The sequence below is a fragment of the Streptomyces sp. NPDC042364 genome (assembly GCF_056437585.1).
This window is the reverse complement of record NZ_JBWKAJ010000010.1, coordinates 115,951-141,089: the sequence shown is the minus strand read 5'-3', so window position 1 is coordinate 141,089 and position 25,139 is coordinate 115,951. Positions and strand designations below refer to the sequence as shown.

Below are 25,139 nucleotides of genomic sequence, written 5' to 3'. Positions count from 1 at the left end.
CTAAGCGGCGCCCCGCGTCGCGTCCGCTCGTGGTCGGCGACCACCATGAACGCGTTCGCTCGGGCGCCGTTCGTGCCCGCGGGCGAAGCCTGCGGAATGGCCGATACCCCGGTGCAGAGGCGTTCGTTCCGCTGCGAGGCTCGGGGGGCCAACCCAGTCGCTCGGGTCACAGGGGGTCAGTCATGCGCAAGAGATCGAGGCCGGCACGGCGGATCGCGATCGTCGGCGCGGTGTTCGCCGTCGCGCTCGGTACGGGGGTGAGCGGCGCCGCGAGTGCCACCGCCGCCGTGGACGGGGCGGCGCTCGCCTGTCCGGTCGGGTACCTGTGCCTCCAGCCGCAGTCCGGCTCCCGGCCGGTGCTGGTGAGAGAGGGCGACCGTGCCTCGTTCAGTCCCGCGCTGCGGGTCGCCGAGGTCACCAACAGCACGAGAGTCACCTACTGCGTAAGCGGGGACTTCAGCTATGCGCTCGGTGCGGGCCGGACACAGAGCCGGGACAGCTCGGTGATCTCCGTGGCGCCCATGCCGCCCGGTGGGGCCTGCCTGGCGTGAACGCGCCGAAGGGCCGTACCCCGAGGTCGCGGGGGTACGGCCCTTCCGGTCATCCACGGCTCAGTGACGCGGACGGTTGAACCACTGCCCGCCGTCCTGCTTGCTGCAGAAGACGATGATCAGCACGGCGAGGACGAGGCTGATCAGACCGAAGATGTTGCCACCCAGGATGCTGATCACGCTGAACAGCGTCACGAACGAGGCGTAGACGATCGCGGAGATCCGGATGCCGCCGCGACCGGTGGAGAACTTCGACGCCGTCAGGATGGCCCAGACGGCGAACCCCAGCGTGAGCACGCCGAAGAAGATGAACATCCCGGCGCCGAGGTTCGCGATGGTGTCCGCGTCCTCCGAGGACAGCGAGCCGTCGGCGTTGGCGTTGTCCGAGATGTAGTCGGCGAACCAGGCACTGGCCACCATCAGCGCCACACCGCCGACGACCTGGAAGCCGCCGAGCACGTACAGCATGATGCGCGCGGCCTTCACACCGCCGGGGATCACGGAGGGCCCGTCCGGGTAGCCGCCGTAGCCCTGCGAGACCGGCGGGGCGGCCGGGTAGCCGTAGCCGGGCTGCTGGGGCTGGTTCTGGGGGTAGCCGTAGCCCTGCGGCTGCTGCTGGGGCTGGCCGTAGGGGTTGTTCGGGTCGCCGAAGCTCATGGCGGGTCTCCTCCGTTGCCTGGTGCGGGGACGCGCGGCACGGGTCGGAGGAATGCCCTGATCCTGTTGTGGTCACGCCCCCCGGCAGTGCCCGCGGCACTGTGTCCCAATCGTTTTATATGCCCGTCCGGATGTCCAGCCGCATTCCCAGGGTGTTGTGCAAGTGCAACACATCCGATCTTGTCGGCCCGGCCGGGGCCGAGGCGGCCGGGTATGGGTCGCCCCCGCCCTCGCGGGACTTCGGCGGGCGCCTCCGCCGGCCGGTCGGCCATCGCCGGCGGGACCTCCGGCGGTGTCCGATGGGCGGCCGGATTGGAACCGGGAGCCCGTCATCCGCGAAGATTGGGCCCATGACCGCCCAGATTCTCGATGGCAAGGCCACCGCAGCCGCGATCAAGTCCGATCTGACCGCCCGCGTGGCGGCGCTGAAGGAGAAGGGCGTCACGCCCGGCCTCGGCACGATCCTCGTCGGGGAGGACCCCGGCAGCCAGAAGTACGTCGCCGGCAAGCACCGCGACTGTGCGCAGGTCGGCATCGCCTCCATCCAGCGCGAACTGCCCGCGACCGCCACCCAGGAAGAGATCGAGGCGGTGGTGCGGGAGCTCAACGAGGACCCCGCCTGCACCGGCTACATCGTCCAGCTGCCCCTTCCCCGGGGCATCGACGAGAACCGCATCCTCGAACTGATGGACCCCGACAAGGACGCCGACGGCCTCCACCCGATGAACCTCGGGCGCCTCGTCCTGAACGAGCCCGCCCCCCTGCCCTGCACCCCGAACGGCATCCTCACCCTCCTGCGCCACTACGGCGTGGAGATCAAGGGCGCCGAGGTCGTGGTCGTCGGCCGCGGTGTCACCATCGGCCGCCCGATGCCGCTGCTGCTGACCCGGCGCAGCGAGAACGCGACGGTGACCCAGTGCCACACCGGCACCCGTGATCTGGCCGCCCACCTCAAGCGCGCCGACATCATCGTCGCCGCGGCCGGCTCCGCCCACCTCGTCCGCCCCGAGGACGTGAAGCCGGGCGCCGCCGTCCTCGACGTCGGTGTCTCCCGCTCCGCCGAGGGCAAGATCGTCGGCGATGTGCACCCCGGCGTCGCCGAGGTCGCCGGCTGGATCTCCCCGAACCCCGGCGGCGTCGGCCCCATGACCCGGGCCCAGCTGCTCGTCAACGTGGTCGAGGCGGCGGAGCGCAGTGCCGGCTGACGACAGGGCGCCGGGGAAGGCCGAGGGCCCGGGAACACCCCGGGCGTCGGCGGAGCCGAGCATGTCGCGGACACCGACCGGCTCAGGGGCGCCGGGTAGGCCGGGTACGCCGGAGGAACCGGTCGCATCGGCGGCTCCGGGAACGTCGAAGGCGCCGGCCGGGGGGTCGGCCGAGCCGGGTGCTCCGGCGAAGTCGGTCAGGTCCGAGAGGCCGGGCGCGTCGGAGAGGACGGAGATGTCGGGACGCTCGCGGGAGACGGAGAAGGAGAAGGAGACGAGGTCGGAGAAGAGGTCGGAGAAGAGCGGGACGACGGTGACGTCCGGCGCGCCGGACGAGATCGAGGTGCGGGATCCCATCAGCGCGCCCGACGCCGACGGCAGGCCCGTCCGCACCACCCGCCGCTTCCCGATGTTCACCAGGGACACCGCCCGGCCCGAGGGCGGCGGCCGGGCCGCACCCCGGGACGCGCCCGCGCCCGCCCGTCAGTGGCCGATCCTCGCCGTGCTCTGCACCGTTGGCCTCGGACTGCTGCTCACCGCGTTCGACGCGTTCCGGGCCGGCACGATCCTGATCGGCTCGGCGCTGCTCGTCGGGGCGCTGCTGCGCTGGCTGGTAACGGACGTCGGCATGCTCGCGGTCCGCTCCCGCTTCACCGACATTGCCACGTACATCACGCTGGGCTCCGCCATCGTGCTCCTCGCGCTGATGGCGCAGCCCGAGCCGAAGCTGGAGCTCCCCTTCCTCAAGGACGTCCTGCACTTCACGGTCGGCGACGAGACCGGCTGACCGGACGCGAGACGGCGGCCCGTCCCCTCCCCCGAGTCGGGACGGACCGCCGTCGTGATCCACCCTCGTGCACGGCCGGCTTCCTGTTCAACAGCTGTCAGTCCGCTGTGGCACGGAAGTGACAATTCCGCGGAGGTGTTCCGGCCCGGCCACGACGACGGCACCCGCAGGCCACCTCCGGGTGCCCGCCGCCCCCGGGCCCCGCGGCGAACCCGCCGGCCGGCCACCACCAGCCCGCCGTGCGGCAGCCTTGTACTGAGTCGCATGTCATCCCCCTGGTCCCCGTATGACCGTTCGACCGTCACCGGTGCACAGGGGGCGGACGCCCCCTCGTGTCCCCGCTCGACGCGGGTGACCGTGCCCGGGTGGTCGTGGTGTCTATGTGCTGACGAGTTCGAGGATTCGGCACCGATCCGGTCGGCACCAGCGCTAGCGTCGGTATTTGAGACGGTCCGGGACGTCCCGCGCGGGGATCTGTCAATCCGCCCGGAAAGCCGGGATGTCGGTGGGACACTGGACCCCGGACCGGCAGGGGGCGCGCAAGGATGTGCGCCCAGCCCGAAATGCTCCCGCGCGCCCCTTTTCCGGGAACTGGCGTCCCGGCCGGGCGCATCCCAGTGGGTAGTCCGGAACGGGGCCTGAAAGAGGGCCTCGGGCTCGGTCATGGACCAGGATTCTGCGAGGGCATCATGCACGGCACAGGGATAGTCGGCGCGGGGGGCATGTACAGAGACGCTCGGGGGGAAGAGGGGGGAATCAATGCCTCGTTGGAGGGCATTGCCGGATGAACTCGATCCACAGGTGAAGGAGTTCGCGAGCCAGCTGCGCCGGCTCGTCGACCGCGGTGGGCTGAGCATCGCCGCGGTGGCCGACCGTACGGGCTACAGCAAGACGTCATGGGAGAGGTATCTCAACGGCAGACTGCTCGCGCCGAAGGGCGCGATCGTCGCGCTGGCCGAGGTGACCGGCACCAATCCGGTCCATCTGACGACCATGTGGGAGCTGGCCGAGCGCGCCTGGAGCCGCTCGGAGATGCGCCACGACATGACCATGGAGGCCATCCGCATATCCCAGGCGCGCGCCGCGCTGGGGGAGACCGGGAGCCAGGCGGCCGTCAGGGGCGGCAAGAACGCCAGGGCGGGCCGGAGCACGACGGTGACTCCGGGCGTGGCGGGCCCGGCGGGGGTCTCGCCGTCCGTTCCGGCGCAGCCCCAGGGGCCGGAGCAGGAGCGCACGGGCCGTTCCTCATACGGGAGTTCGACCCCGTCGGCGCCGTCCTCCGCCGCGTCCTCGTCGTCGCGCTTCGGTGGCGGGCCGGGTGCGGCAGCCGGTGCTCCCCGGGTCAGCTGGGGCGCCACCCCGCCCCCGTCCCCTTCCGGCGCGTCCCGAACGCCGTCCACTCCGTCGCCCTCGGTCTCCTCGGCGTCGTCCGCCCGCCCCGGCGATGGGGCGGACGCCCCGTCCGGCGCCTTCGGCCCGCCGCCCGCCGGCAGCGGTCGCACCGGCGACTCGGCGCCCGGGCGGCGGGTGGCGATGTTCCTCGCGGGAGCCGTCGGCGCCCTCGTGGTGATCGCGGCGGCCTTCTTCCTCACCCAGGGTGACGGAGGGGGCCAGGCCGAGGACAGGTCGCCGGCGAACACCGCGACCGGGACCGGTGCCGACCCCGACCTTCCGGCCGGCGTCAAGTGCGCCGGAGCCGGCTGCACGGGCAAGGACCCCGAGACCATGGGGTGCACGACGGGTGGCGTGAAGACCGCCGACGAGGCCACCGTCGGCACGGCCCGGGTCGAGGTCCGCTACAGCGAGAAGTGCCGTGCCGCCTGGGCCCGGGTCACCCTGGCGGCTCAGGGCGACGAGGTGCGGGTGACGGCCGGCAAGCTCAGGCAGAAGGCGGCGGTCGAGGCGACCGGCGACAACATCGCGTACACCCGGATGGTCGCGGTCAAGGACGCGGGCGACGCCAAGGCATGCGTGAAGCTGACGACGGGCGAGGAGGGCTGCACGGGCTGACGCACCGCACGGCGGACGGCCCGCACGGCGGACGGCCCGGACGGCGGATGGCCCGGACGGCGGATGGCCCGCACGGCGGACCGTCGGGACGGCGGATGGCCCGGACGGCTGACCGGGGTGAGTCGCGCGGACCGTCCGGCCGCGGCGCGGACTCCGCAGCCTCGGCTGCCACACCCTCGGCCTGGTCGGCCGGCCGCGGCACATTGCGTCGGCCGACCGGCCGCGGCCCCGGACCGCCTCGGCTGACCGGTCGAGTCAGGGATCGGGGTGCGTCGGCTGACCGGTCGAGTCAGGGATCGGGTCGCGTCGGCTGACCGGCCAAGTCAGGGCAACGGGCCGCGTCGCCGTCCGCCCCTGCCCGCACCCGTACGACGACACCGGCCGGACTGCCGCCGAGCCGGACCATCCGGCCGATGCCCGGACCTGCCGCTTCCGCCCCACCCGTGGCCGTGGCCGCGGGCGTGACCATGAGTGATTCCGACCGTCCGCAAAGTAATCGGAAATTGACGGGAATGCCTTCCGCTCGCCTGGGCATGCGGAAGGTACCCCCACGGGAGTCCGGCCGCCCGGGAGAGTGACAACCCTCCTGGCCCGGCACCCCCACCCGGCGGCCGCCCATGGTCCATCCCCCCGGACCGGCGGCCGCCTTTTATACGCCCGGCGCGCCACGAGACGGCCGTGTGTGGTGGGCCACACGAACCCGGCCGTCCGGGATCCTGGATGCGCGATAGCCTGACCACCGATCTCTCTTGACGCCAAGAGATCGATCAAACGTCCGGGGCAGGGACGCCCCACCGCCAGCTGTCATACGGAGAACGCCATGACCCGCACTCCCGTGAACGTCACCGTCACCGGCGCGGCCGGCCAGATCGGTTACGCCCTGCTCTTCCGCATCGCCTCCGGCCAGCTGCTCGGCGCGGACGTGCCGGTCAAGCTCCGCCTGCTGGAGATCACGCCGGCGCTGAAGGCCGCCGAGGGCACCGCCATGGAGCTCGACGACTGCGCCTTCCCGCTCCTCGCGGGCATCGACATCACGGACGACCCGAACGTCGCCTTCGACGGCGCCAACGTGGGCCTGCTCGTCGGCGCCCGCCCCCGCACCAAGGGCATGGAGCGCGGCGACCTGCTGGAGGCCAACGGCGGCATCTTCAAGCCGCAGGGCAAGGCCATCAACGACCACGCCGCGGACGACATCCGCGTCCTCGTCGTCGGCAACCCGGCCAACACCAACGCCCTCATCGCCCAGGCCGCGGCGCCGGACGTCCCGGCCGAGCGCTTCACCGCCATGACCCGCCTGGACCACAACCGCGCGCTGACCCAGCTGTCGAAGAAGACGGGCGTCCCGGTCTCCGAGATCAAGAAGCTGACGATCTGGGGCAACCACTCCGCCACCCAGTACCCGGACATCTTCCACGCCACGGTCGCAGGCAAGAACGCCGCGGAGGTCGTCAACGACGAGAAGTGGCTCGCCGAGGACTTCATCCCGACCGTCGCCAAGCGCGGCGCCGCCATCATCGAGGCCCGTGGCGCCTCCTCGGCCGCCTCCGCCGCCAACGCCGCCATCGACCACATCTACACCTGGGTCAACGGCACCGCCGAGGGCGACTGGGCTTCCATGGGCATCCCGTCCGACGGTTCGTACGGTGTGGCCGAGGGGCTCATCTCCTCGTTCCCCGTCACGGTCAAGGACGGCAAGTACGAGATCGTCCAGGGCCTGGAGATCAACGAGTTCTCCCGCGCCCGTATCGACGCCTCCGTCAAGGAGCTGGAGGAGGAGCGCGAGGCGGTCCGCGCGCTCGGCCTCATCTGAGCGGTCACCCCGTCGGCCTCCCCGTCGGCCTCTCCGAAGGTCATCTGAGCGGTTCCACGGCGCCGTTGCCCCGAGGGCCCGGCGTCACGGTCCCCTGGCGGGTCCGCGCAGGCTCTGTCCCGGTTTCGCCCGGGACGGGGCCTGTCTGCGTATACGCCGCTACCGTCGTCACACACGTTCATGTGCACACGTGCCGGCGCACGTCCTGCACGCCGCGACGGCAAGGGCCGTGGTGATCGCCCTCGCGACCCTGGTCGGCGGCGGCGCCGGCCTTGGTGTCCGGACCCTGGCCGGACGGTCCGGCGAGCACGAACCGTACGACCGCCGCGGGCACCTCCGCGCCGACGCCTCCGCCCGGCGGCGAACCCGGCTGCGTACGCTCCGAGGATCCGGCCGGTTTCACGGTGGATGCGAACTGAACCTTGTCACGCGGCCGTCCCCGTCAGATCTTCTCGAGTTCGCCCGGCAGTTCCGACACGTCGACCGAGTCGTCCGCCGACGGGGTGTCGGAGGGCACCGGCTCGTCGTAGTCGGTGAAGTCCATGGTGACGTCGGTGCCTTCGCCCTTCTCCGTGGCCCGGACGAGGCGGTGGTCGGAGTCGGTGGTGATGAACAGGGTGTTGGTCGTGCCGCCCTCCACGGCGGAGACGGGGACGACCTTCTGCCGGTCGACGGTCGTCTCGCGGCCCTTCTTCAGCGGGCCGGTGTCTCCGGAGTCGCCGATGAGCTGGTCCTGGAGGTCCTTGAGGTCGCAGGTGTCGGCCATGCCCTTGAGCAGGGCGTCGGACGTGGAGCCGTGGATGTAGCGGTCCTCGAAGAGCTCGGCGGCCGCCTCGCCCTGGGGCCCGGGGACCTGGGCCTTCCAGAACGCGGCATCCGGCTTCATCCAGACCTCGTCGCCCTGCTTGACGATCTCGACGCTGCCGCCGTCGGCCCCCATCTCCAGGGAGCCCGCGCAGTTGCCGTCCTGGTCCAGGGCCAGATCCATGGAGGTCGGCCGCGTGCCGGCGGCCCGGGTGCCCTCGCTCCTGTCGGTGAGTTCGAGATGCACCGACTCGGCCTCGCGCAGAGCCTCCTCGGCCTTGTCGGTCAGCTCCCGCGCGCTCGGATCCTCCTCGTGGTCCGCGTACGAGGGGGCGGGGGACAGGAAGAGGGCCGTCGCCGCGGCGCAGACGGCCACCGCCGCGACGCCGCCCCGGCTGTGACCGGCCATGCGTCACCTCCGTGGTGCTCGTGTCCCTCAGCGTAAGGTCGCCCCTCCCCCTCCGCACGTTCACCCGCTCGGCGGTACGTCCGGCCGTCCGTCCACCTCCCGGAAGAAGGCCCGCACATCGGCGACCAGCGCCTCCGGGACCTCCATCGCGAGGAAATGACCGCCCCGGTCCAGCTCTGTCCACCGCACGACGTGGTGGTCCCGCTCCGCCCAGCGGCGGATCGTGACGTCCCGGGCGGAGACGAGCACGGCGGTGGGGACACGGCGGCCGGCGGCCTCCTCCGCCGGTTCGTTCCCCTCGCTCCAGGGGTCCGCACCGCTCCAGGAGTTCTCGTCGCCCCAGCCATTCGCGGAGATCTCCTCGTAGTAGACCTGGGCGGCCGAGGCTGCCGTGCCGGTGAACCAGTACAGCGAGACGTTCGCCAGCATCCGGTCCCGGTCGACGCCGTCCTCGGGCAGCCCGTCCTCCGGGTCCGTGAGTTCCTTGAACTTCTCGACGATCCAGGTCAGCTGGCCGACGGGCGAGTCGGTGAGGGCGTACGCCACCGTCTGCGGGCGCTTGGAGTTGCACTGCAGATAGCCGTCGTTGAAGTTCTGCATCGCTTGCCGGCGCCGCTGCTCCACCTCGGTCAGGCCGTCAGTCTCGCCCTCCTCGCCCACGGGGAAGGTGATCATGGCGTTCACGTGGACGCCGATCACCCGGTCCGGCGCCTGCCTGCCGATCTCGGGCGCCACCCAGGAGCCGGTGTCGTAGCCCTGCACCCCGTAACGCCCGTACCCCAGACGGGACATCAGCCCCGCGAGGACGCGGGCCATCCGGGCCGCGTTCATACCGGGGCCCGACAGCGGAGTGGAGAAACCGAACCCCGGGAGCGACGGGACGACCAGGTGGAACGCGTCCGCGGGATCTCCGCCGTACGCCCGTGGATCGGACAACGGCCCGATGACATCGAGGAAGTCCACGACCGAGCCGGGCCAGCCGTGCAGCAACAGCAGCGGCGTGGCGTCGGGCTCCGGTGAACGCACATGGAGGAAGTGCACGTTCTGCCCGTCCACGGTCGTCGTGTACTGCTCGTACGAGTTCAGCAGCGCCTCCTGCGCCCGCCAGTCGAAGCCGGTACGCCAGTACTCCGCGAGCCCCTTCGCATAGCCCGCCGGCACGCCCCGGCTCCATCCGACGCCGGGCAGCTCGTCCGGCCACCGGGCGCCGGCGAGCCGCGCCCGGAGATCGTCCAGCCGGTCTTGGGGGATCTCGACGCGGAAGGGGGTCAGCGCCTGATCGGTGCGGTCGATGTCGTCGACGGGTTCCGTGGGTCCCACGGGTTCGGTGCGTTCGGTGGGCGTGGTGTGGGCGTCCTGTACGGCGCGGACACCGGGGGTCGGGTTCGTCATGGCAGTGACGCTAGGGACCGGTTAGGTCACCTACGGGCCTAAGAGCTCCGAACAAAAGTGGAGTCCGATCGGCTCGCGGCGTCTGGTGCGTGCGGTCGCAAGGCGCCGGAAGCTCCTTGTAGCGGGGCTACCAGGGGCTTTCGGCAACGCGGCGAGCGGGCGTGCCAGGCGTCGCGAGCCGGGCTCCACTCTTGTTCGGAGCTCCAAGGACGCGGCAGTCTCGTGACCATGCCGGAGACCTCCGGGCGGCTGCTGAGACTGCTCGCCCTGCTGCAGACCCACCGTGAGCGCGACCGTTCCGGAGCGGAACTCGCCGAGCACCTCGGAGTCAGCCGCCGCACCCTGCGCCGGGACATCGAGCGACTGCGGGACCTCGGCTACCCCGTGCACGCCGCTCGGGGCACCGCGGGCTACCGGCTCGGCGCCGGTGCGAGCCTGCCTCCGCTGCTGCTGGACGACGAGGAGGCGGTCGCGGTGGTCGTCGGGCTGCGCACGGCCGCCGACGGCACGGTGGCGGGCATCGAGGAGGCCTCGCTGCGTGCTCTCACCAAGCTGGAGCAGGTTCTGCCCTCCCGGCTGCGGCATCGGGTCACCACCCTCCACACCGCCACGGTGCGTGCGGGCGCGGCCCCGGCCCCGAAGGTCTCGGCGGACACCCTCATGACCATCGCCGAAGCCTGCCGCCGCCGTGAACGCCTCCGCTTCGTCTACACGAGCCCGCGGGCGACCGGGGCCGACGCCGGACGTGCGGACACGGCGGCGGCCGAAGCGGGACGACGGGAGCGCGACAGCCGATCCGCCACCGGATCCGCGGCTGTCGGCAGGGCCGATGCCGGTGGGCCGGTGAGCGGTGATGTGGGCGGGGCCGATGCCGGTGGGCGGGTGGATGTCGGCGTGGTGGTTGGCGGGCCGGTGGGCGATGCCGGCGGGCCGGTGGGTGACGGCTCGGTCGGTGGGGGGCCCGATGCCCGCGGGTCCCGCCGCGGAGTGCCTCACGCGAAGCGGTCCGGTGCTCGTGGGGAGCCCCGGACCGGCTCCCCCGACGCGCACCCCGTCCGCTCGGTCGAGCCGTACAGTCTGGTCAGTTTTGACCGGCACTGGTATCTGGTCGCCTGGGACCTCGCCCGGGCCGACTGGCGGACCTTCCGGGTCGACAGGCTCGTCCCGCGCGGCCCGACGGGGCCCCGCTTCACGCCCCGGCCGATCCCCGAGGGGGACGCGGCCACGTATCTGGCCTACCGCCTCTCCTCGCGGACCTGGCCCTTCCGTGCCACCGTCACCCTCCACGAACCCGCCTCCGCCGTCGCCGGCCGGGTCTGGCCCGGCATGGGGGTGCTCGAACCACTGGACGACCACGGCTGCCTGCTGCACCTGGGCGCCGACACCCCACGGGACCTCGCCTGGATGATCACCTCCGTGGACGCCGACTTCAGCCTCCCGGCCGACGCGCCCCCGGAACTCGCCGAGGCGCTCCGCGTCCAGGGGGCCCGTTGCCTGAAGGCGACCCGCCCCGCACCGCGGAACCCGAGGGACACCCGGTGAGCTGCCCGGCGGCGCGGGAGCACGACCGAACGGCTCCTGTCCGCCTGGCCGACCTCATCACCCTCGGCCGCCCCTCCTGGACCGCCCCACGCCTCCCTGGACCGCCCCACCCCTCCCGCGACCACCCGGCTCGCCCGCCCTCACGCCGCCCCCCGGGGAACCGCGGGGAGCCGGTTGGCCGTGTCCTGCATCGATCACTAGTCTGAGCGCCGACATGGCCCGGACAAGCCGGGCGCCGGGCGTCGACGCCGCGGGGGCCCGGTCCCCGCGCACCGGTCCCGCTCGGCAGCGCACACCAGCCCGTCGGGGGAGCACATGGGAGAACAGCGCAGGCGACTGCGGTCCAGCACGGTCGTACTCGGTGGCATGGGCGTCGTCGCCGCGGCCCTCACCTCCTGCGGATCGGACCCGGACCGCCGGTGCGTCGACCGCGACAGCTACGACTTCGCCAACGGCTACAAGATCATCGCCGACAGGAACTGCAACTCCGGCTCCTCGTCGTCGTACGGCAAGAACCGCAAGAGCAACAGCAGCGGCAACCGCAGCCAGCCCGGCACCGTCGACGCCGCCTGGTACTACGACGCCGACGTCACCGGCAACCGCGCCGCCGACGGCACCTTCAGCCGCAGCGAGGCCGTCGACCGGGACGGCTTCGGCTGCTCCGGCTCCAGCGGCGGCTGACCCGCCCGGGAGACAGAGCCATGGAACGCCGCACCATCGAACCCCGGCCCGGCTGGCAGCAGACCGTCGAGGAACAGGGCCTCATCTACCCGCTCACCCGCTACCCGGACGGCTCCCTGCGCCCCTACTGGGACGAGAGCGCCTACTACGTCTTCTCGCTGCCCGAGGTGGAGGCGCTGGAGGAGGTCGTCGAGGAACTGCACGCCATGTGCCTGGCCGCCGCCGCGCACATCGTGGAGCACGACCGCTTCGCCGACCTCGGCATCACCGACCCGCGCCTCGTCGGCCTCGTCACCGAGGCATGGCGCCGGCGCGCCGAACTGCCCTCCGTCTACGGCCGCTTCGACCTGCGCTACGACGGCACCGGCCCCGCCAGGCTGCTGGAGTACAACGCCGACACCCCGACCTCGCTCGTCGAGGCGGCCAGCCCCCAGTGGTTCTGGATGGAGGAACGCTTCCCGGGCGCCGACCAGTGGAACTCCCTCCACGAACGCCTCGTCGGCGCCTGGAAGAAGCAGGCACCCCTCCTCCCGCCGGGCAGCCCCCTGTACTTCGCGCACTCCGCGGGCGACGAACTCGGCGAGGACCTGATGACCGTCGCCTATCTGAAGGAGACCGCCGAACAGGCCGGACTCGACACCGACTGGATCTCCATGGAGGACATCGGCTGGGACCGCCTCTCCGAGCGCTTCGTCGACAAGAAACTCCGCTTCATCCGCAGCGTCTTCAAGCTGTACCCCTGGGAGTGGCTCACCACCGACCGCTTCGCCCCGCACGTCCTCGCCACCCTCGACAACGGCGGCGGCACCGGCACCACCCTCTGGATCGAACCCGCCTGGAAGATGCTCCTCAGCAACAAGGCGCTCCTCGCCGTCCTCTGGGAGCTCTACCCCGGCCACCCGAACCTCCTCCCCGCCTACCTCGACGGCCCCCGCGAGCTTGCCGCCGGCCACGGCTACGTCTCCAAGCCCCTCCTCGGCCGCGAGGGCGCCGGCGTCACCGTCCACGAACCCGGCGGGGATCCGGTCATCCGCGAGGAACCCTGCTGCTACCAGGAGTTGGCCCCCCTTCCGGCCTTCGACGGCAACCATGTCGTCCTCGGCGCCTGGGTCGTCGAGAACGAGTCCGCCGGCCTCGGCATCCGCGAGTCCTCCGGCCTGGTGACGGACGAGTACGCCCGCTTCCTGCCGCACGTCATCCTGTGAGGCACGCTCTCCCTCCCGGCGGGTCTCCGCGTCGTTCGAATGGTGGACGCCCGGCCCTGCCGCTCAGGGCCGCCCGATAAGGTGATCGGTGGGCCGTGACTGGCGCGCTGGGATGGGACGGACCATCGGGGAGCGGCCCGGGAAGATGAGTGCCGTGCGCCTGGGCCGTACCGTGAACGCTGAACGCAACGTCCGGAGGTCCCCATGTCAGCCGAGCCCCTCTCCACCGAGTCCACCGCCTTCCGCTCCGCCCTCGACGTGATCCGCGCCGTCGAGCCGCGCGTGGCCGACGCCATCGGCCAGGAGGTCGCCGACCAGCGCGAGATGCTCAAGCTGATCGCCTCCGAGAACTACGCCTCCCCGGCCACCCTCCTGGCGATGGGCAACTGGTTCAGCGACAAGTACGCCGAGGGCACCGTCGGCCGCCGCTTCTACGCCGGCTGCCGCAACGTCGACACCGTCGAGTCCCTCGCCGCCGAGCACGCCCGGGAACTGTTCGGCGCCCGCCACGCCTACGTCCAGCCGCACTCCGGCATCGACGCCAACCTCGTGGCGTTCTGGGCCGTCCTCGCCGACCGGGTCGAGGCCCCCTTCCTGGAGAAGGCCGGCGCCCGCCAGGTCAACGACCTCTCCGAGGCCGAGTGGGCCGAGCTCCGCCAGGCCTTCGGCAACCAGCGCATGCTCGGCATGTCCCTGGACGCCGGCGGCCACCTCACCCACGGCTTCCGCCCGAACATCTCCGGCAAGATGTTCGACCAGCGTTCCTACGGCACCGACCCCGCCACCGGCCTCATCGACTACGAGGCCCTGCGCGCCTCCGCCCGCGAGTTCAAGCCGATGATCATCGTCGCCGGCTACTCCGCCTACCCCCGCCTCGTGAACTTCCGGATCATGCGCGAGATCGCCGACGAGGTCGGCGCCACGCTCATGGTGGACATGGCGCACTTCGCGGGACTCGTCGCCGGCAAGGTCCTCACCGGCGACTTCGACCCGGTGCCGCACGCCCAGATCGTCACCACCACCACCCACAAGTCGCTGCGCGGCCCCCGCGGCGGCATGGTCCTGTGCGACGACTCCCTCAAGGACCAGGTCGACCGCGGTTGCCCGATGGTCCTCGGCGGCCCGCTCCCGCACGTCATGGCCGCCAAGGCCGTCGCCCTCGCCGAGGCCCGCCGGCCCGCCTTCCAGGACTACGCCCAGCGCATCGTCGACAACTCCCGCGCCCTCGCCGAGGGCCTGATGCGCCGCGGCGCCACCCTGGTCACCGGCGGCACCGACAACCACCTCAACCTGATCGACGTCGCCACCTCCTACGGCCTCACCGGCCGCCAGGCCGAGGCCGCGCTGCTCGACTCCGGCATCGTCACCAACCGCAACGCCATCCCGGCCGACCCGAACGGCGCCTGGTACACCTCCGGCATCCGCATCGGCACCCCCGCCCTGACCACCCGCGGTCTGGGTACCGCCGAGATGGACGAGGTCGCCGGGCTCATCGACCGTGTCCTGACCACCGCGACGCCCGGCACCACCAAGTCGGGCGCCCCCTCCAAGGCCCAGCACGTCCTCGACGCGAAGGTCGCCGACGAGATCTCCCGCCGCGCCACCGACCTCGTGGCCGGCTTCCCGCTGTACCCGGAGATCGACCTCGGCTGACGCCGCCGGACGCCGCCCGTCGCGACCGCGCCGGGCGGCCACCTCCGTGGGCCAGGCGTCCGGCGGCTCCCACCGCGCCCCCGCGTGGCACGGAGGACACCCGCCCGGCGTCCGGACTGTGTTCCTCGTCTCACCGGCCCCGATCGACCGGAGCCGGGCGCCGGGCCGCCCGGAACGCGCCGCCCGTGCGGGCGCGCACCACGTCTCCGCACACGCCTCAGGCGCTCCGGCACGTCCGCGTGCGATCACCGCGGCGCTCCGGCACGTCCGCGTGCGATCACCGCGGCCTCGGCGACGATGCGGCCCCCTCCCGCGTTCTGACCACAGGGGTACACCGTCCGGGCATGATCGGTCCGGCCTGTGTCCCATCTGTTTCCGGTAGGTTCCGGACCGGGCCCTGATACCTGAGAGAATGGTGCGCATGGCCTCTGACCGACCCCGTGTGCTCTCCGGAATCCAGCCCACCGCAGGCTCGTTCCACCTCGGCAACTACCTCGGCGCCGTACGCCAGTGGGTGGCTCTGCAGGAGTCCCACGACGCGTTCTACATGGTCGTGGACCTGCACGCGATCACCGTCCCGCAGGACCCCGCGGACCTGCGGTCGAACACCCGGCTCGCCGCGGCGCAGCTGCTCGCGGCCGGTCTCGATCCCGAGCGGTGCACCCTCTTCGTCCAGAGCCATGTCCCCGAGCACGCCCAGCTCGGCTGGGTCATGAACTGCCTCACCGGCTTCGGCGAGGCCTCCCGCATGACCCAGTTCAAGGACAAGTCCGCCAAGCAGGGCGCCGAGCGCGCGAGCGTCGGCCTCTTCACGTACCCGATCCTCCAGGTCGCCGACATCCTGCTCTACCAGGCGAACGAGGTCCCGGTCGGCGAGGACCAGCGCCAGCACATCGAACTCACCCGTGACCTCGCCGAGCGCTTCAACGGCCGCTTCGGCCGGACCTTCGAGATCCCGAAGCCGTACATCCTCAAGGAGACGGCGAAGATCTACGACCTCCAGGACCCGGCGATCAAGATGAGCAAGTCTGCGTCGACCCCCAAGGGGTTGATCAACCTGCTCGACGACCCCAAGGCCACCGCCAAGAAGGTCAAGAGCGCGGTCACCGACACCGACACCGTGATCCGCTACGACGCCGAGAACAAGCCGGGCGTCAGCAACCTGCTCACGATCTATTCGACCCTGACCGGCACGCCGGTCGCCGAGCTGGAGCGGGACTACGAGGGCAAGATGTACGGCGCGCTCAAGACGGACCTCGCCGAGGTCATGGTCGAGTTCGTGACGCCCTTCCGGGAGCGCACCCAGCAGTACCTGGACGACCCGGAGACGCTCGACTCGATCCTGGCCAAGGGCGCGGAGAAGGCGCGCGCCGTCGCCGCGGAAACCCTCGCCCAGGCGTACGACAGGGTGGGCTTCCTGCCCGCCAAGCACTGAGCCGCACGACCTGCGTCGGCCGAGCGCCGACCCGCGCCCCCGGCAGCGCCGTACGAGCGCTGCACATCACTACGTTCGCGCCTGCCCGGAACACCGCCGTGGCCGTACAGTCGATAGCCGGTGGCGCGTCACGACAGACGAAGACACAGACGCATGACACGACGACAGGAGACGACGTGGGGACCGTAACGATCGGTGTGTCGATCGCGGTCCCGGAGCCCCACGGCAGCCAGCTCCAGGAGCGGCGCGCGGGCTTCGGCGACGCCGCGGCTCACGGCATCCCCACCCATGTCACGCTGTTGCCGCCGACGGAGGTCGAGGAGTCCGAGCTGCCGGCGATCGAGGCGCACCTCATCGAGGTCGCGGCCGCCGGCCGGGCCTTCCCGATGCGTCTGTCCGGCACGGGTACGTTCCGGCCGCTCTCACCCGTGGTGTTCGTCCAGGTCGTCGAGGGCGCCGAGGCGTGCGCCTGGCTGCAGAAGCAGGTCCGGGACGCCTCGGGGCCGGTGGCGCGCGAGCTGAACTTCCCGTACCACCCGCACGTCACCGTGGCGCACGGCATCCCCGAGGAGGCGATGGACCGGGCGTTCGAGGAGCTGGCCGACTACGAGGCCGAGTGGCCCTGCACCGGCTTCGCGCTCTACGAGCAGGGCGCCGACGGGGTCTGGCGCAAGCTCCGCGAGTTCGCCTTCGGCGGCTCGGTCGTGCCCCCGCAGGCGGGCGCCCCGGTGGGCGACACCACGCTTCCCACCCACTGAGGGCCGACGCGCCCCGGCCCCTACAGCGGCAGCCGGCGGAACAGCGGCCTCGGCAGATGGCGCAGTGCCGCCATCACCAGCCGCAGTGACCCCGGCACCCACACCGTCTCCGAGCGGCGCCGCAGACCGAGCTCGATGGCCGTCGCCACCGCCTCCGCAGTGGTGGCGAGGGGTGTCGCCGGACGGCCCGCGGTCATGCTGGTACGGACGAAGCCGGGCCGTACGACCATCACGTGGACGCCGGTGCCGTGGAGGGCGTCGCCGAGGCCCTGGGTGAAGACGTCGAGGCCGGCCTTGGCGGACCCGTAGATGAAGTTGGAGCGGCGGGCCCGTTCGGCGGCCACGGAGGACAGCACGACGAGGGAGCCGTGGCCCTGGGCCTGGAGGGCACGCGCGCAGACCAGGCCGGCCGACACGGCCCCCGTGTAGTTGGTCTGCGCGACGCGCACGGCGGCCGCCGGGTCGCGTTCGTCGTGCGCCTGGTCGCCGAGCACACCGAAGGCCAGCAGCACCATGTCGACGTCGCCCTCGGCGAAGACCTTGCCGAGGATCGTCTCGTGGGAGTCGGGGGCGAGGGCGTCGAAGGTGACGGTGTGGGTCTCGGCGCCGAGGCCGCGCAGATGCGCGGCGGCCTTCTCCAGGTCCGGCGAGGGGCGTCCGGCAAGCCACACCGTGCGGGTGCGGCGGGCGATCAGCCGGCGGGCGGTGGCGAGCGCGATCTCCGACGTACCGCCGAGGATCAGCAGGGACTGGGGGGTGCCGAAGGCGTCCTTCATGACAGCTCCTGAGCGACTGGGGAACGGGGGGGCAGGGCGCGGTAAGGGCGCCGGGGGGTGCCGTGCGGGACCTTCGGAACACCCCCTACAGGCCCAGGCGGCGGGCCAGGTCCGACACGAACACGCCGTCGGGGTCCAGCTCCCGGCGCAGCGCGCGGAACTCGGACAGGCGGGGGTACATCGCGGTCAGCAGTTCGGGCCGCAGCCGGGCGTCCTTGGCCAGGTACACGCGTCCGTCGGCCGCCGCGACCTCCTCGTCCAGCCGGTCGAGGAAGGCGCCGAGACCGGGCAGGCCCGCCGGGATGTCGAGGGCGAGCGTCCAGCCGGGCATCGGGAAGGACAGCCAGCCCGGGTCGCCCTCCCCGAACCGCTTCAGCACGGCGAGGAAGGAGGGGCAGCGGCGCGCGGAGATCCGGGCCACGATCCGCCGCAGGGCCTCCTCGCGGCCGTGCCCGACGACGAACTGGTACTGCACGAACCCCGAGCGCCCGTAGAGCCGGTTCCAGTGCGGGACCCCGTCCAGGGGATGGAAGAACGTGGAGATCCGCTGGAGCTGGCCGGCGCGGGCCCGGGGCGCCTTGCGGTACCACAGCTCGTTGAACAGGCCCACGGTCGTACGGCCGAGCAGGCCCTCGGGGACGAAGGCGGGGGCGGCCGGGAGACGTGAGGTCCGGAACTCCAGCGGACTGCGGCGGACGTCCCGGCGCGGGAAGAGAGCGCCGCGCGCGCGTGCGGACGACTCCAGCGCCTCCAGGGGTGCGTGCTCGCCGCGGGTCAGGACCGCGCGGCCGGTCGCCGAGCCGCGGGCGAGGAGGTCGATCCAGGCGACGGAGTAGCGGTAGTAGCGGTCGGTGGCCGTGAGCCGGGCCAGCAGGTCGTCCAGGTCGGCGGCGCGTTCGGTGTCGACCGACATCCAGGACGTCTCGACGGGCAGCAGCCGTACGGTCGCGGTGAGGATCACCCCGGTCAGGCCCATGCCGCCGGCCGTGGCCTCGAAGAGCGGTGTGCCGGGCGTCACCGTGCGGATGCCGCCGTCGGCGGTGAGCAGTTCCAGTGACAGCACATGGCGGGCGAACGACCCGGAGACATGGTGGTTCTTGCCGTGGATGTCCGCCGCGACGGCACCGCCCACGGTCACCTGGCGGGTCCCCGGGGTCACCGGCACGAACCAGCCCAGCGGCAGCAGCACCTCCATCAGCCGGTGCAGCGAGACACCCGCGTCGCACAGGACGGTGCCGCCGTCCGCGTCGATGGCATGGACGCGGTCCAGGCCCGTCATGTCGAGCACGGCGCCGCCCGCGTTCTGCGCCGCGTCCCCGTACGCCCGCCCCAGCCCCCGGGCGATCCCGCCGCGCGCCCCGCACGCCCGCACGGCGGCCGCCGCCTCCTCGTACGTGCGGGGGCGGATCAGCCGGGCGGCGGTCGGGGCGGTGCGGCCCCAGCCGGTGACGGGGGTGGTACGGCCGGAGAGGGGGACGGCGTTGGCTGGCATGCCCGCGACCGTATCGTCGCGAATGCTGATGAATCCGGCGTATCGCCCTGCCTGTCCGGGTGCCTCACCGAAATGGGTGATTAATGGGATGTCGTTCAAGATTGCCGGAGTTCTCGGGTTGCCGCCTAGAAGAGTGGCATCGCATGGACGAAGTTGACGCTGTCGACGGTGTGCGCGCCCTGGACCGGCGGCTGCTCTCCGTGTGCCGGGCGCGGGGCACGGACCCACGCGTCGCGGCCGTCGCATGCGGACTGTCCCGGGCCGGGGAGCACGGCGCGCTCTGGCTCGCCGGCGGGCTCACGGGCGCCGTCGTCGACCGGGAGCGGCGTGCCGCCTGGCTGCGCGGCACAGCGGTGACGGCCGGGGCGCATCTGGTCAGCATGGGCGTCAAACGGCTCGTACGACGCGCCCGCCCCACCCACGTCGAACCACTGGTGCGCACCGCCGGACGGCACTCCTTCCCCAGCTCGCACGCCACGTCGTCGGCGGCGGCCGTCGTGGCGTACGGGACGCTCGGCGTCGTCCCGCTCGTGGCGCCGCTCGCCGCCGCGATGTGCCTGTCGCGTCTCGTGGTCGGCGTGCACTACCCGTCGGACGTGGCGGCCGGAGTGGCGCTGGGCGCCGCCACGGCCTCACTGGGCGCCCGTTGGACGACCCGCCGGGCGGTGGGCCATGGCTGAGCCCACGACGACCGTCCTGGAGCGGCGGACGACGCCCGGAGAAGCGCCGCCGAAGGCCGGGCTCGCGCTCGGCCTCCTGCGGACCGCCCGCCCCCGCCAGTGGATCAAGAACATCCTCGTCATCGCCGCCCCCGCGGCCGCGGGGGAGCTCTTCACGTCCCGCGCGCTGACCCGGCTCCCGCTCGTGTTCGTGCTCTTCACGGCCTGCGCCGCCGCCGTGTACCTCATCAACGACGCCCGTGACGCCGAGGCCGACCGCGCCCACCCGGTCAAACGCCACCGCCCGGTCGCCGCCGGCCAGGTCCCCGAGCCCGTCGCGTACGCCGTCGGCGGGGCCCTCATCGTCCTCGCGCCATCGGCCGCGGCATGGCTCTGCTCCCCGTCCACCGCCGCGCTGCTGACCGCGTACCTCGGACTCCAACTCGCCTACTGCGTCAGCCTCAAGCACGTCCTGGTCGTCGATCTCGCGGTCGTCACCACCGGGTTCCTGATGCGGGCGATGATCGGCGGGCTCGCGCTCGGCATCCCGCTGTCGCGCTGGTTCCTCATCACCACCGGGTTCGGCGCGCTGTTCATGGTCGCCGCCAAGCGGTACTCCGAGGCCGTGCAGCTCGCCGACCGGGCCGGGGCGACCCGGGTGCTGCTCACCGAGTACACCGCCGGATACCTGCGCTTCGTCTGGCAGTTGGCCGCCGGGCTCGCCGTCCTCGGCTACTGCCTGTGGGCCCTTGAGGAGGGCGGTGTCCCGAGCACCGGTGTGCTGCCGTGGCGTCAGCTCTCCATGGTGGCCTTCGTCCTGGCCGTCCTGCGCTACGCCGTCTTCGCCGACCGGGGCACCGCCGGTGAACCCGAGGACGTGGTCCTGCGCGACCGGCCCCTCGCCTGCATCGCGCTGGTGTGGCTGGCGATGTACGGGCTGGCCGTGGCCGACTGGTGATCAGCGCTCGCGTGGGTACTCCGGCATCGGGTGACCACGACGAGGGCAGGGTCGGATCATGGACTGGCTGAAAAAGCTCCCCGGGATCGGCCCCCTGGCCGAGCGCCTGATGACCACGCACGCGTGGCGCTCGTACGAACGGCTGGAGCGGGTGACCTGGACGCGGCTGGCCGCGGCCATGACGTTCCTCAGCTTCCTCGCGCTCTTCCCGCTGCTGACCATGGGCGCGGCCATCGCCGCGGCGACGCTCGGCGAGGACCGGCGGCGCCGGCTGGACGACCGGCTCGCCGAACAGGTGCCCGGCATCTCCGACCAGCTCGACATCGCAGGGCTCGTCGAGAACGCCGGCACGGTCGGGATCATCGCCGGCGCACTGCTGCTCTTCACCGGCATCAGCTGGGTCGGGGAGATGCGGGGGTGTCTGCGCGCGGTGTGGGAGAAGCCCGAGCCGGACGAGAACCCCGTCCTCGCCAAGGCCAAGGACGCGGGCGTCCTCGTCGGACTCGGCGGCGCGGTGCTCGTCTCCCTGGCGGCCTCCATGGTGGCGTCGGCGACGGTCGGCTGGACGGCGGACCGGCTCGGCGTCGACCGGGACGGGTGGGGCGGTGTCCTCCTCCAGGTCGCCGCGTTCGGTGTGGCCGTGCTGGCCGACTTCCTGCTCCTCCTGTACGTCCTGACACTGCTGCCGGGCGTCCATCCGCCGCGGCGGCGGCTCGTGGTGGCCGCGCTCATGGGCGCGGTCGGCTTCGAACTGCTGAAGCTGCTGCTCAGCGGATACATGCAGGGCGTCGCGTCGAAGAGCATGTACGGGGCGTTCGGTGTCCCGATCGCGCTGATGCTGTGGATCAACCTCACGGCGAAGCTGCTGCTGTACTGCGCGGCCTGGACGGCCGAGGGGAAAGGGGAGGAGACCGAGGGCGCGTCATAGCCCGGCGGCGCCGCCCAGTGGCTCGGGGGTGCGCGTCTCGTAGGCGGGTGCGGGTGGTGTGTTCTTCTCGCGCGGTTCCCCGCGCCCCTGAAGGGTCGGGCCTGCGGCCCGCCCTTCATCGGACAGCACGGGGCGCAGCCCCGGTCGCTTCTCAGAGGCGCGGGGAACCGCGCGAGAATCCACGAGATGCTGCAGCCCGCGATGCACGGCAACCCCGCGGACGCGACCCGGACCGGCTCCTACTTCCGTCGCAGGGGCCACTTCCGGTTCACCAGGAACACCCCGCCCGCCACGAGGCCGAGCACCCCGCCCGTCACTCCCAGGGCGATCCCGATCCCGCTGGACCCGCCGGCCGCCGCGGAGGCCACCGCCTTGCCGCCCGCGCCCCCGGAGGCCGGCGCGGGGGAGGAGGCCGGTGCCGTACCCCCCGGCTGCGCACTGGGCTCGGCGCTGCCGCCGGAGGTCTCCGCTCCCTTCGGCGGGACCAGTTCACCCACCGGCTGCACCTTGCCCGCCGCCGCGAACCCCCAGTCGAAGAGCTTCGCGGTCTCCTTGTAGACCTGGTTGTGCTCCTCCTTCTCGGGGTGCATGACCGTGACGAGGAGCACCCGGCCGTCCCGCTCGGCGACCCCCGTGAACGTCGCGCCCGCGTTCGTCGTGTTGCCGTTCTTCACACCTGCGATGCCCTGGTAGGAGTCCAGACCGCTGTCGCCCGTGAGTAGCCGGTTGGTGTTCTGGATCTCGAAGGACGACCGGCTCTTCTTGCCGTTCTTGCCCTTCCTGGTCTCGCCCGGGAACTTCGCGCGCACGGTGGAGCAGTACTCCCGGAAGTCCTTCTTCTGCAGCCCCGAACGGGCGACCAGCGTCAGGTCGTACGCCGACGACACCTGCCCCTTGGCGTCGTAGCCGTCCGGGCTGACCGCGTGGGTGTCGAGGGCCTGGAGCTCCTCGGCGTGGGCGTTCATATCGGCGACGGTCTGCTTGACGCCGCCGTTCATCGCGGACAGCACGTGCACCGCGTCGTTGCCGGAGCGAAGGAAGACACCGAGCCACAGATCGTGGACGGTGTACGTCTCGTTCTCCTTTATGCCGACCATGCTGGAGCCCGCGCCGACCCCCGCGAGGTCGGTGGGGGCGACCTTGTGCTTGTCGTCCTTGTTGAACTTCGGCAGCAGCGTGTCCGCGAACAGCATCTTCAGGGTGCTCGCCGGGGCCAGCCGCCAGTGCGCGTTGTGCGCGGCCAGCACCTCGCCGGACTCGGCGTCCGCCACGATCCACGAGCGGGCACTGATGCCCTTGGGCACCACCGGCGCGTCACCGCCCAGGTTGGCCTGCGTCCCCGGCCTGCCCAGCTGTTCACCGCCGACGGTCGACATCGCCGCCGGGGGAGTCGCCGACGGGGAGGCGCTCCCGCTCGGGGTCGGGTCGGCGGCGTACGCGACCGGGGCGACCGTCGTCGAGATCAGCGACGTCAGCGAGAGGGACACGGTGATGGCGGAGGTGACCAGCAGGGAGCGCCTGGCGGTCTTCTTCGAGGCGGGCACGATCGAGAAAGTACATGGCGCGGCCCCGTGAATCCCACCGCCGTTCTCGGCCATCGAGCGGCCCGGGCCCCCGCCCTCGCTCGCACCCCGGCGCGAGCCCCCGGCGGGCGGCGGTGATACTGAACGCATGAAGCTCAGCCGCCCCCTCTCCTGGTTCCTGCTCGCCTTCGGGGTGTGGAGCTGGGTCATCTGGGTCACTTTCATCCGGAATCTCTGGAAGGACGGCAGCGGCCTCGCCTTCGACGACGCGGGCGATCCGACCGCGTACTTCTGGGTGCATCTGACGCTCGCCGTCGTCTCCTTTGTCCTTGGGACGGTCATCGGCGTCATCGGGTTGCGCGGACTGCGCGCACTTCGCCGGACCACGTGACGGGGAGTACGACGTGATGGTGATCGTCTTCGTCCTCGTGGCCCTGCTGGTGCTGGCCGCCTTCGGGGCCCTGCACCGGTACGCCTGGCGCCGGTTGGTGCGCGACACGACACGGGGGCCGGGCCTGGCCAGACGCGTGGGCACCGGGGTGTTCATCGCCGGGCCGGTGCTGCTGTTCGCGGCCTTCGGCGCCGAGCGCGGCGGCGCCCCCTTCTGGTTGCAGCAGACGCTGGGCTGGCCGGGCTTCCTGTGGCTCGCCCTCGCGCTGTACCTGCTGCTGGCTCTGCTGGCGGGGGAAGTGGTACGCCCCCTGCTGAGCCGTCTGGTGGCACGTCGCTCCCCGGCCCCGGCCGAGCGGCCCGAGCCCGCGGTACGCGAACCGGAGCCGGTCCCGGCGGGCGCGCGGCTCACGGCCCCGGCCGAGGCGACCGCGACCGCCGACCCGGTCGACACGACCATGACCGCCGACCCGGCCGGGCCGGCCGCCGCGGACGGCACCGAGACCGAAGGTGCCGCTCCCGCCGGCTCCGAAGCCGGCGGTGCCTCACCCGCCGAGCCGGCCGGGTCCTCCCCCGCCGGAGTCTCCCGCCGCCTCTTCGTCTCCCGTGTGGTCGGCGGTGCCGCCGCCGCCACCGCCCTGGGGACGGTGGGCTACGGCACGTACGGCGTCGTACGCGGTCCCGGGGTCAAACGGGTCACCGTGCCGCTGGCGAGGCTCCCGCGCGCGGCGCACGGTTTCCGGATCGCGGTGGTCAGCGACATCCACCTCGGTCCGATGCTCGGCCGGGGCTTCGCGCAGAAGGTCGTCGACACCATCAACGCGACCCAGCCCGATCTGATCGCCGTGGTCGGCGACCTGGTCGACGGCAGTGTGAAGGACCTGGGCCCGGCCGCGGCACCCCTCGCGGGACTTCAGGCACGGCACGGCAGCTACTTCGTCACCGGCAACCACGAGTACTTCTCCGGCGCCGAGCAGTGGGTGGAGGAGGTGCGGCGCCTGGGGATGACCCCACTGGAGAACGACCGCCGGGAACTGCCGTACCTCGACCTCGCCGGGGTGAACGACATCGCCGGGGAGGACGAGGGCCAGGGCCCCGACTTCGCCAAGGCGCTCGGCGACCGGGACACCTCGCGGGCCGTCGTGCTCCTCGCCCACCAGCCCGTCCAGATCCATGACGCCGTCGACCACGGCGTGGACCTCCAGCTCTCCGGGCACACCCACGGCGGCCAGCTGTGGCCGATGAACTACGTCGCCGAGGCCGCCAACCCCACCCTCGCGGGCCTGGAGCGCTACGGCGACACCCAGCTGTACGTCAGCCGGGGCGCGGGCGCCTGGGGGCCTCCGGTACGCGTGGGGGCACCGTCGGACATCACCGTCGTGGAGCTGGCGTCGAAGCAGGCGTGACGATCCGTCAGGGCCGTTCACGGAAGCTGTGGTTGACGCCTCGCCCGGTCCCCTCCCGACTCGACGGGACCCCTCTTCCACGCGTGCGAACGGGTGTGGTTAGGTGAT

The 25,139-nt window shown here is 72.3% G+C and carries 22 protein-coding genes and 1 riboswitch; of the genes, 16 read left to right on the top strand and 6 right to left on the bottom strand.

Annotation, left to right across the window (positions count from 1 at the left end; all coding sequences use genetic code 11):
- Window positions 1-182 precede the first annotated feature (182 nt).
- On the top strand, window positions 183-551 hold the full coding sequence (locus AC067N_RS21555) for a hypothetical protein (protein WP_478680492.1): 369 nt from the start codon (window positions 183-185) through the stop codon (window positions 549-551).
- Window positions 552-611: 60 nt separating this feature from the next.
- On the opposite strand, the gene AC067N_RS21550 is transcribed toward AC067N_RS21555, so the two are convergent.
- Window positions 612-1,208 carry a hypothetical protein gene (locus tag AC067N_RS21550; RefSeq protein WP_478680491.1) on the bottom strand — a complete coding sequence of 199 codons (597 nt, stop codon included), beginning with the start codon at window positions 1,206-1,208 and terminating at the stop codon, window positions 612-614.
- 350 nt (window positions 1,209-1,558) lie between these two features.
- Here AC067N_RS21550 and AC067N_RS21545 point away from each other — a divergent pair, with 350 nt between their 5' ends.
- The 4 genes from AC067N_RS21545 to AC067N_RS21530 all read left to right on the top strand — a co-directional run bounded on the left by AC067N_RS21545 (window position 1,559) and on the right by AC067N_RS21530 (window position 7,020).
- Complete coding sequence (locus AC067N_RS21545; RefSeq protein ID WP_055521975.1) at window positions 1,559-2,413, top strand: bifunctional methylenetetrahydrofolate dehydrogenase/methenyltetrahydrofolate cyclohydrolase; 855 nt, start codon at window positions 1,559-1,561, stop codon at window positions 2,411-2,413.
- A 235-nt stretch (window positions 2,414-2,648) separates the two neighbouring features.
- Window positions 2,649-3,200, top strand: coding sequence for a DUF3017 domain-containing protein (locus tag AC067N_RS21540; RefSeq protein WP_478680490.1), 552 nt, complete (start codon window positions 2,649-2,651; stop codon window positions 3,198-3,200).
- 759 nt (window positions 3,201-3,959) lie between these two features.
- Complete coding sequence (locus AC067N_RS21535) at window positions 3,960-5,210, top strand: helix-turn-helix domain-containing protein (RefSeq protein WP_478680489.1); 1,251 nt, start codon at window positions 3,960-3,962, stop codon at window positions 5,208-5,210.
- 820 nt (window positions 5,211-6,030) lie between these two features.
- Window positions 6,031-7,020, top strand: coding sequence for a malate dehydrogenase (locus tag AC067N_RS21530; RefSeq protein WP_055539569.1), 990 nt, complete (start codon window positions 6,031-6,033; stop codon window positions 7,018-7,020).
- 442 nt (window positions 7,021-7,462) lie between these two features.
- Here the strand turns inward: AC067N_RS21530 and AC067N_RS21525 are convergent, their stop codons facing one another.
- Both AC067N_RS21525 and AC067N_RS21520 read right to left on the bottom strand, forming a co-directional pair.
- Window positions 7,463-8,233: a LolA-like protein gene (locus AC067N_RS21525; protein ID WP_478680488.1), complete on the bottom strand. Its 771-nt coding sequence runs from the start codon at window positions 8,231-8,233 to the stop codon at window positions 7,463-7,465.
- Window positions 8,234-8,293: 60 nt separating this feature from the next.
- Window positions 8,294-9,625: an epoxide hydrolase family protein gene (locus tag AC067N_RS21520; protein ID WP_478680487.1), complete on the bottom strand. Its 1,332-nt coding sequence runs from the start codon at window positions 9,623-9,625 to the stop codon at window positions 8,294-8,296.
- Between the two features lie 222 nt (window positions 9,626-9,847).
- Here AC067N_RS21520 and AC067N_RS21515 point away from each other — a divergent pair, with 222 nt between their 5' ends.
- The 6 genes from AC067N_RS21515 (at window position 9,848) to AC067N_RS21490 (ending at window position 16,899) form a co-directional block, all read left to right on the top strand.
- The gene (locus AC067N_RS21515; RefSeq protein WP_478680486.1) at window positions 9,848-11,167 is read left to right on the top strand and encodes a helix-turn-helix transcriptional regulator; all 1,320 of its coding nucleotides are present in this window, start codon (window positions 9,848-9,850) and stop codon (window positions 11,165-11,167) included.
- 315 nt (window positions 11,168-11,482) lie between these two features.
- Window positions 11,483-11,848, top strand: a complete 366-nt coding sequence (locus tag AC067N_RS21510; RefSeq protein ID WP_478680485.1) for a hypothetical protein — start codon at window positions 11,483-11,485, stop codon at window positions 11,846-11,848.
- 20 nt (window positions 11,849-11,868) lie between these two features.
- On the top strand, window positions 11,869-13,053 hold the full coding sequence (locus AC067N_RS21505; RefSeq protein ID WP_478680484.1) for a glutathionylspermidine synthase family protein: 1,185 nt from the start codon (window positions 11,869-11,871) through the stop codon (window positions 13,051-13,053).
- Between the two features lie 85 nt (window positions 13,054-13,138).
- A riboswitch (ZMP/ZTP riboswitch) is annotated at window positions 13,139-13,226 on the top strand.
- A gap of 31 nt (window positions 13,227-13,257) precedes the next feature.
- The gene (locus tag AC067N_RS21500) at window positions 13,258-14,706 is read left to right on the top strand and encodes a glycine hydroxymethyltransferase (protein WP_478680483.1); all 1,449 of its coding nucleotides are present in this window, start codon (window positions 13,258-13,260) and stop codon (window positions 14,704-14,706) included.
- A gap of 421 nt (window positions 14,707-15,127) precedes the next feature.
- On the top strand, window positions 15,128-16,141 hold the full coding sequence (gene trpS / locus AC067N_RS21495; RefSeq protein ID WP_478680482.1) for a tryptophan--tRNA ligase: 1,014 nt from the start codon (window positions 15,128-15,130) through the stop codon (window positions 16,139-16,141).
- Window positions 16,142-16,317: 176 nt separating this feature from the next.
- Window positions 16,318-16,899: a 2'-5' RNA ligase family protein gene (locus tag AC067N_RS21490; protein ID WP_478680481.1), complete on the top strand. Its 582-nt coding sequence runs from the start codon at window positions 16,318-16,320 to the stop codon at window positions 16,897-16,899.
- A 20-nt stretch (window positions 16,900-16,919) separates the two neighbouring features.
- Here AC067N_RS21490 and AC067N_RS21485 read toward each other — a convergent pair whose 3' ends face one another.
- Together AC067N_RS21485 and AC067N_RS21480 are read right to left on the bottom strand one after the other, a co-directional pair.
- Window positions 16,920-17,675: a decaprenylphospho-beta-D-erythro-pentofuranosid-2-ulose 2-reductase gene (locus AC067N_RS21485; RefSeq protein ID WP_478680480.1), complete on the bottom strand. Its 756-nt coding sequence runs from the start codon at window positions 17,673-17,675 to the stop codon at window positions 16,920-16,922.
- A gap of 85 nt (window positions 17,676-17,760) precedes the next feature.
- The gene (locus AC067N_RS21480) at window positions 17,761-19,167 is read right to left on the bottom strand and encodes an FAD-binding protein (RefSeq protein ID WP_478680479.1); all 1,407 of its coding nucleotides are present in this window, start codon (window positions 19,165-19,167) and stop codon (window positions 17,761-17,763) included.
- Between the two features lie 143 nt (window positions 19,168-19,310).
- Between AC067N_RS21480 and AC067N_RS21475 the strand changes: the two genes are divergently transcribed.
- Genes AC067N_RS21475 through AC067N_RS21465 form a run of 3 tightly spaced genes read left to right on the top strand, consistent with a single transcriptional unit; the run spans window position 19,311 to window position 21,712 of the window.
- On the top strand, window positions 19,311-19,847 hold the full coding sequence (locus AC067N_RS21475) for a phosphatase PAP2 family protein (RefSeq protein WP_478680478.1): 537 nt from the start codon (window positions 19,311-19,313) through the stop codon (window positions 19,845-19,847).
- Window positions 19,840-20,784: a decaprenyl-phosphate phosphoribosyltransferase gene (locus tag AC067N_RS21470; protein ID WP_478680477.1), complete on the top strand. Its 945-nt coding sequence runs from the start codon at window positions 19,840-19,842 to the stop codon at window positions 20,782-20,784. Before AC067N_RS21475 ends, AC067N_RS21470 begins: the two co-directional genes overlap by 8 nt.
- Window positions 20,785-20,842: 58 nt before the next feature.
- Window positions 20,843-21,712 (top strand): YihY/virulence factor BrkB family protein, encoded by an 870-nt coding sequence (locus AC067N_RS21465; RefSeq protein ID WP_478680476.1) that lies wholly within the window; start codon window positions 20,843-20,845, stop codon window positions 21,710-21,712.
- 239 nt (window positions 21,713-21,951) lie between these two features.
- On the opposite strand, the gene AC067N_RS21460 is transcribed toward AC067N_RS21465, so the two are convergent.
- Window positions 21,952-23,256, bottom strand: coding sequence for a D-alanyl-D-alanine carboxypeptidase family protein (locus tag AC067N_RS21460; protein ID WP_478680475.1), 1,305 nt, complete (start codon window positions 23,254-23,256; stop codon window positions 21,952-21,954).
- A 127-nt stretch (window positions 23,257-23,383) separates the two neighbouring features.
- Here AC067N_RS21460 and AC067N_RS21455 point away from each other — a divergent pair, with 127 nt between their 5' ends.
- Both AC067N_RS21455 and AC067N_RS21450 read left to right on the top strand, forming a co-directional pair.
- Entirely contained in the window at window positions 23,384-23,626 is a 243-nt protein-coding gene (locus AC067N_RS21455) for an SCO4848 family membrane protein (protein ID WP_272169139.1), read from the top strand.
- 16 nt (window positions 23,627-23,642) lie between these two features.
- The gene (locus tag AC067N_RS21450; protein ID WP_478680630.1) at window positions 23,643-25,031 is read left to right on the top strand and encodes a metallophosphoesterase; all 1,389 of its coding nucleotides are present in this window, start codon (window positions 23,643-23,645) and stop codon (window positions 25,029-25,031) included.
- The last annotated feature ends 108 nt before the right edge of the window (window positions 25,032-25,139 follow it).

Excerpts from the sequence above, each read along its gene's own strand:
- AC067N_RS21555 (WP_478680492.1), top strand. The coding sequence starts at position 183 with ATGCGCAAGAGATCGAGGCCGGCACGGCGGATCGCGATCGTCGGCGCG.
- AC067N_RS21550 (WP_478680491.1), bottom strand. The coding sequence starts at position 1,208 with ATGAGCTTCGGCGACCCGAACAACCCCTACGGCCAGCCCCAGCAGCAG.
- AC067N_RS21545 (WP_055521975.1), top strand. The coding sequence starts at position 1,559 with ATGACCGCCCAGATTCTCGATGGCAAGGCCACCGCAGCCGCGATCAAG.
- AC067N_RS21540 (WP_478680490.1), top strand. The coding sequence starts at position 2,649 with ATGTCGGGACGCTCGCGGGAGACGGAGAAGGAGAAGGAGACGAGGTCG.
- AC067N_RS21535 (WP_478680489.1), top strand. The coding sequence starts at position 3,960 with ATGCCTCGTTGGAGGGCATTGCCGGATGAACTCGATCCACAGGTGAAG.
- AC067N_RS21530 (WP_055539569.1), top strand. The coding sequence starts at position 6,031 with ATGACCCGCACTCCCGTGAACGTCACCGTCACCGGCGCGGCCGGCCAG.
- AC067N_RS21525 (WP_478680488.1), bottom strand. The coding sequence starts at position 8,233 with ATGGCCGGTCACAGCCGGGGCGGCGTCGCGGCGGTGGCCGTCTGCGCC.
- AC067N_RS21520 (WP_478680487.1), bottom strand. The coding sequence starts at position 9,625 with ATGACGAACCCGACCCCCGGTGTCCGCGCCGTACAGGACGCCCACACC.
- AC067N_RS21510 (WP_478680485.1), top strand. The coding sequence starts at position 11,483 with ATGGGAGAACAGCGCAGGCGACTGCGGTCCAGCACGGTCGTACTCGGT.
- AC067N_RS21505 (WP_478680484.1), top strand. The coding sequence starts at position 11,869 with ATGGAACGCCGCACCATCGAACCCCGGCCCGGCTGGCAGCAGACCGTC.
- AC067N_RS21500 (WP_478680483.1), top strand. The coding sequence starts at position 13,258 with ATGTCAGCCGAGCCCCTCTCCACCGAGTCCACCGCCTTCCGCTCCGCC.
- trpS (WP_478680482.1), top strand. The coding sequence starts at position 15,128 with ATGGCCTCTGACCGACCCCGTGTGCTCTCCGGAATCCAGCCCACCGCA.
- AC067N_RS21485 (WP_478680480.1), bottom strand. The coding sequence starts at position 17,675 with ATGAAGGACGCCTTCGGCACCCCCCAGTCCCTGCTGATCCTCGGCGGT.
- AC067N_RS21480 (WP_478680479.1), bottom strand. The coding sequence starts at position 19,167 with ATGCCAGCCAACGCCGTCCCCCTCTCCGGCCGTACCACCCCCGTCACC.
- AC067N_RS21475 (WP_478680478.1), top strand. The coding sequence starts at position 19,311 with ATGGACGAAGTTGACGCTGTCGACGGTGTGCGCGCCCTGGACCGGCGG.
- AC067N_RS21470 (WP_478680477.1), top strand. The coding sequence starts at position 19,840 with ATGGCTGAGCCCACGACGACCGTCCTGGAGCGGCGGACGACGCCCGGA.
- AC067N_RS21465 (WP_478680476.1), top strand. The coding sequence starts at position 20,843 with ATGGACTGGCTGAAAAAGCTCCCCGGGATCGGCCCCCTGGCCGAGCGC.
- AC067N_RS21455 (WP_272169139.1), top strand. The coding sequence starts at position 23,384 with ATGAAGCTCAGCCGCCCCCTCTCCTGGTTCCTGCTCGCCTTCGGGGTG.
- AC067N_RS21450 (WP_478680630.1), top strand. The coding sequence starts at position 23,643 with ATGGTGATCGTCTTCGTCCTCGTGGCCCTGCTGGTGCTGGCCGCCTTC.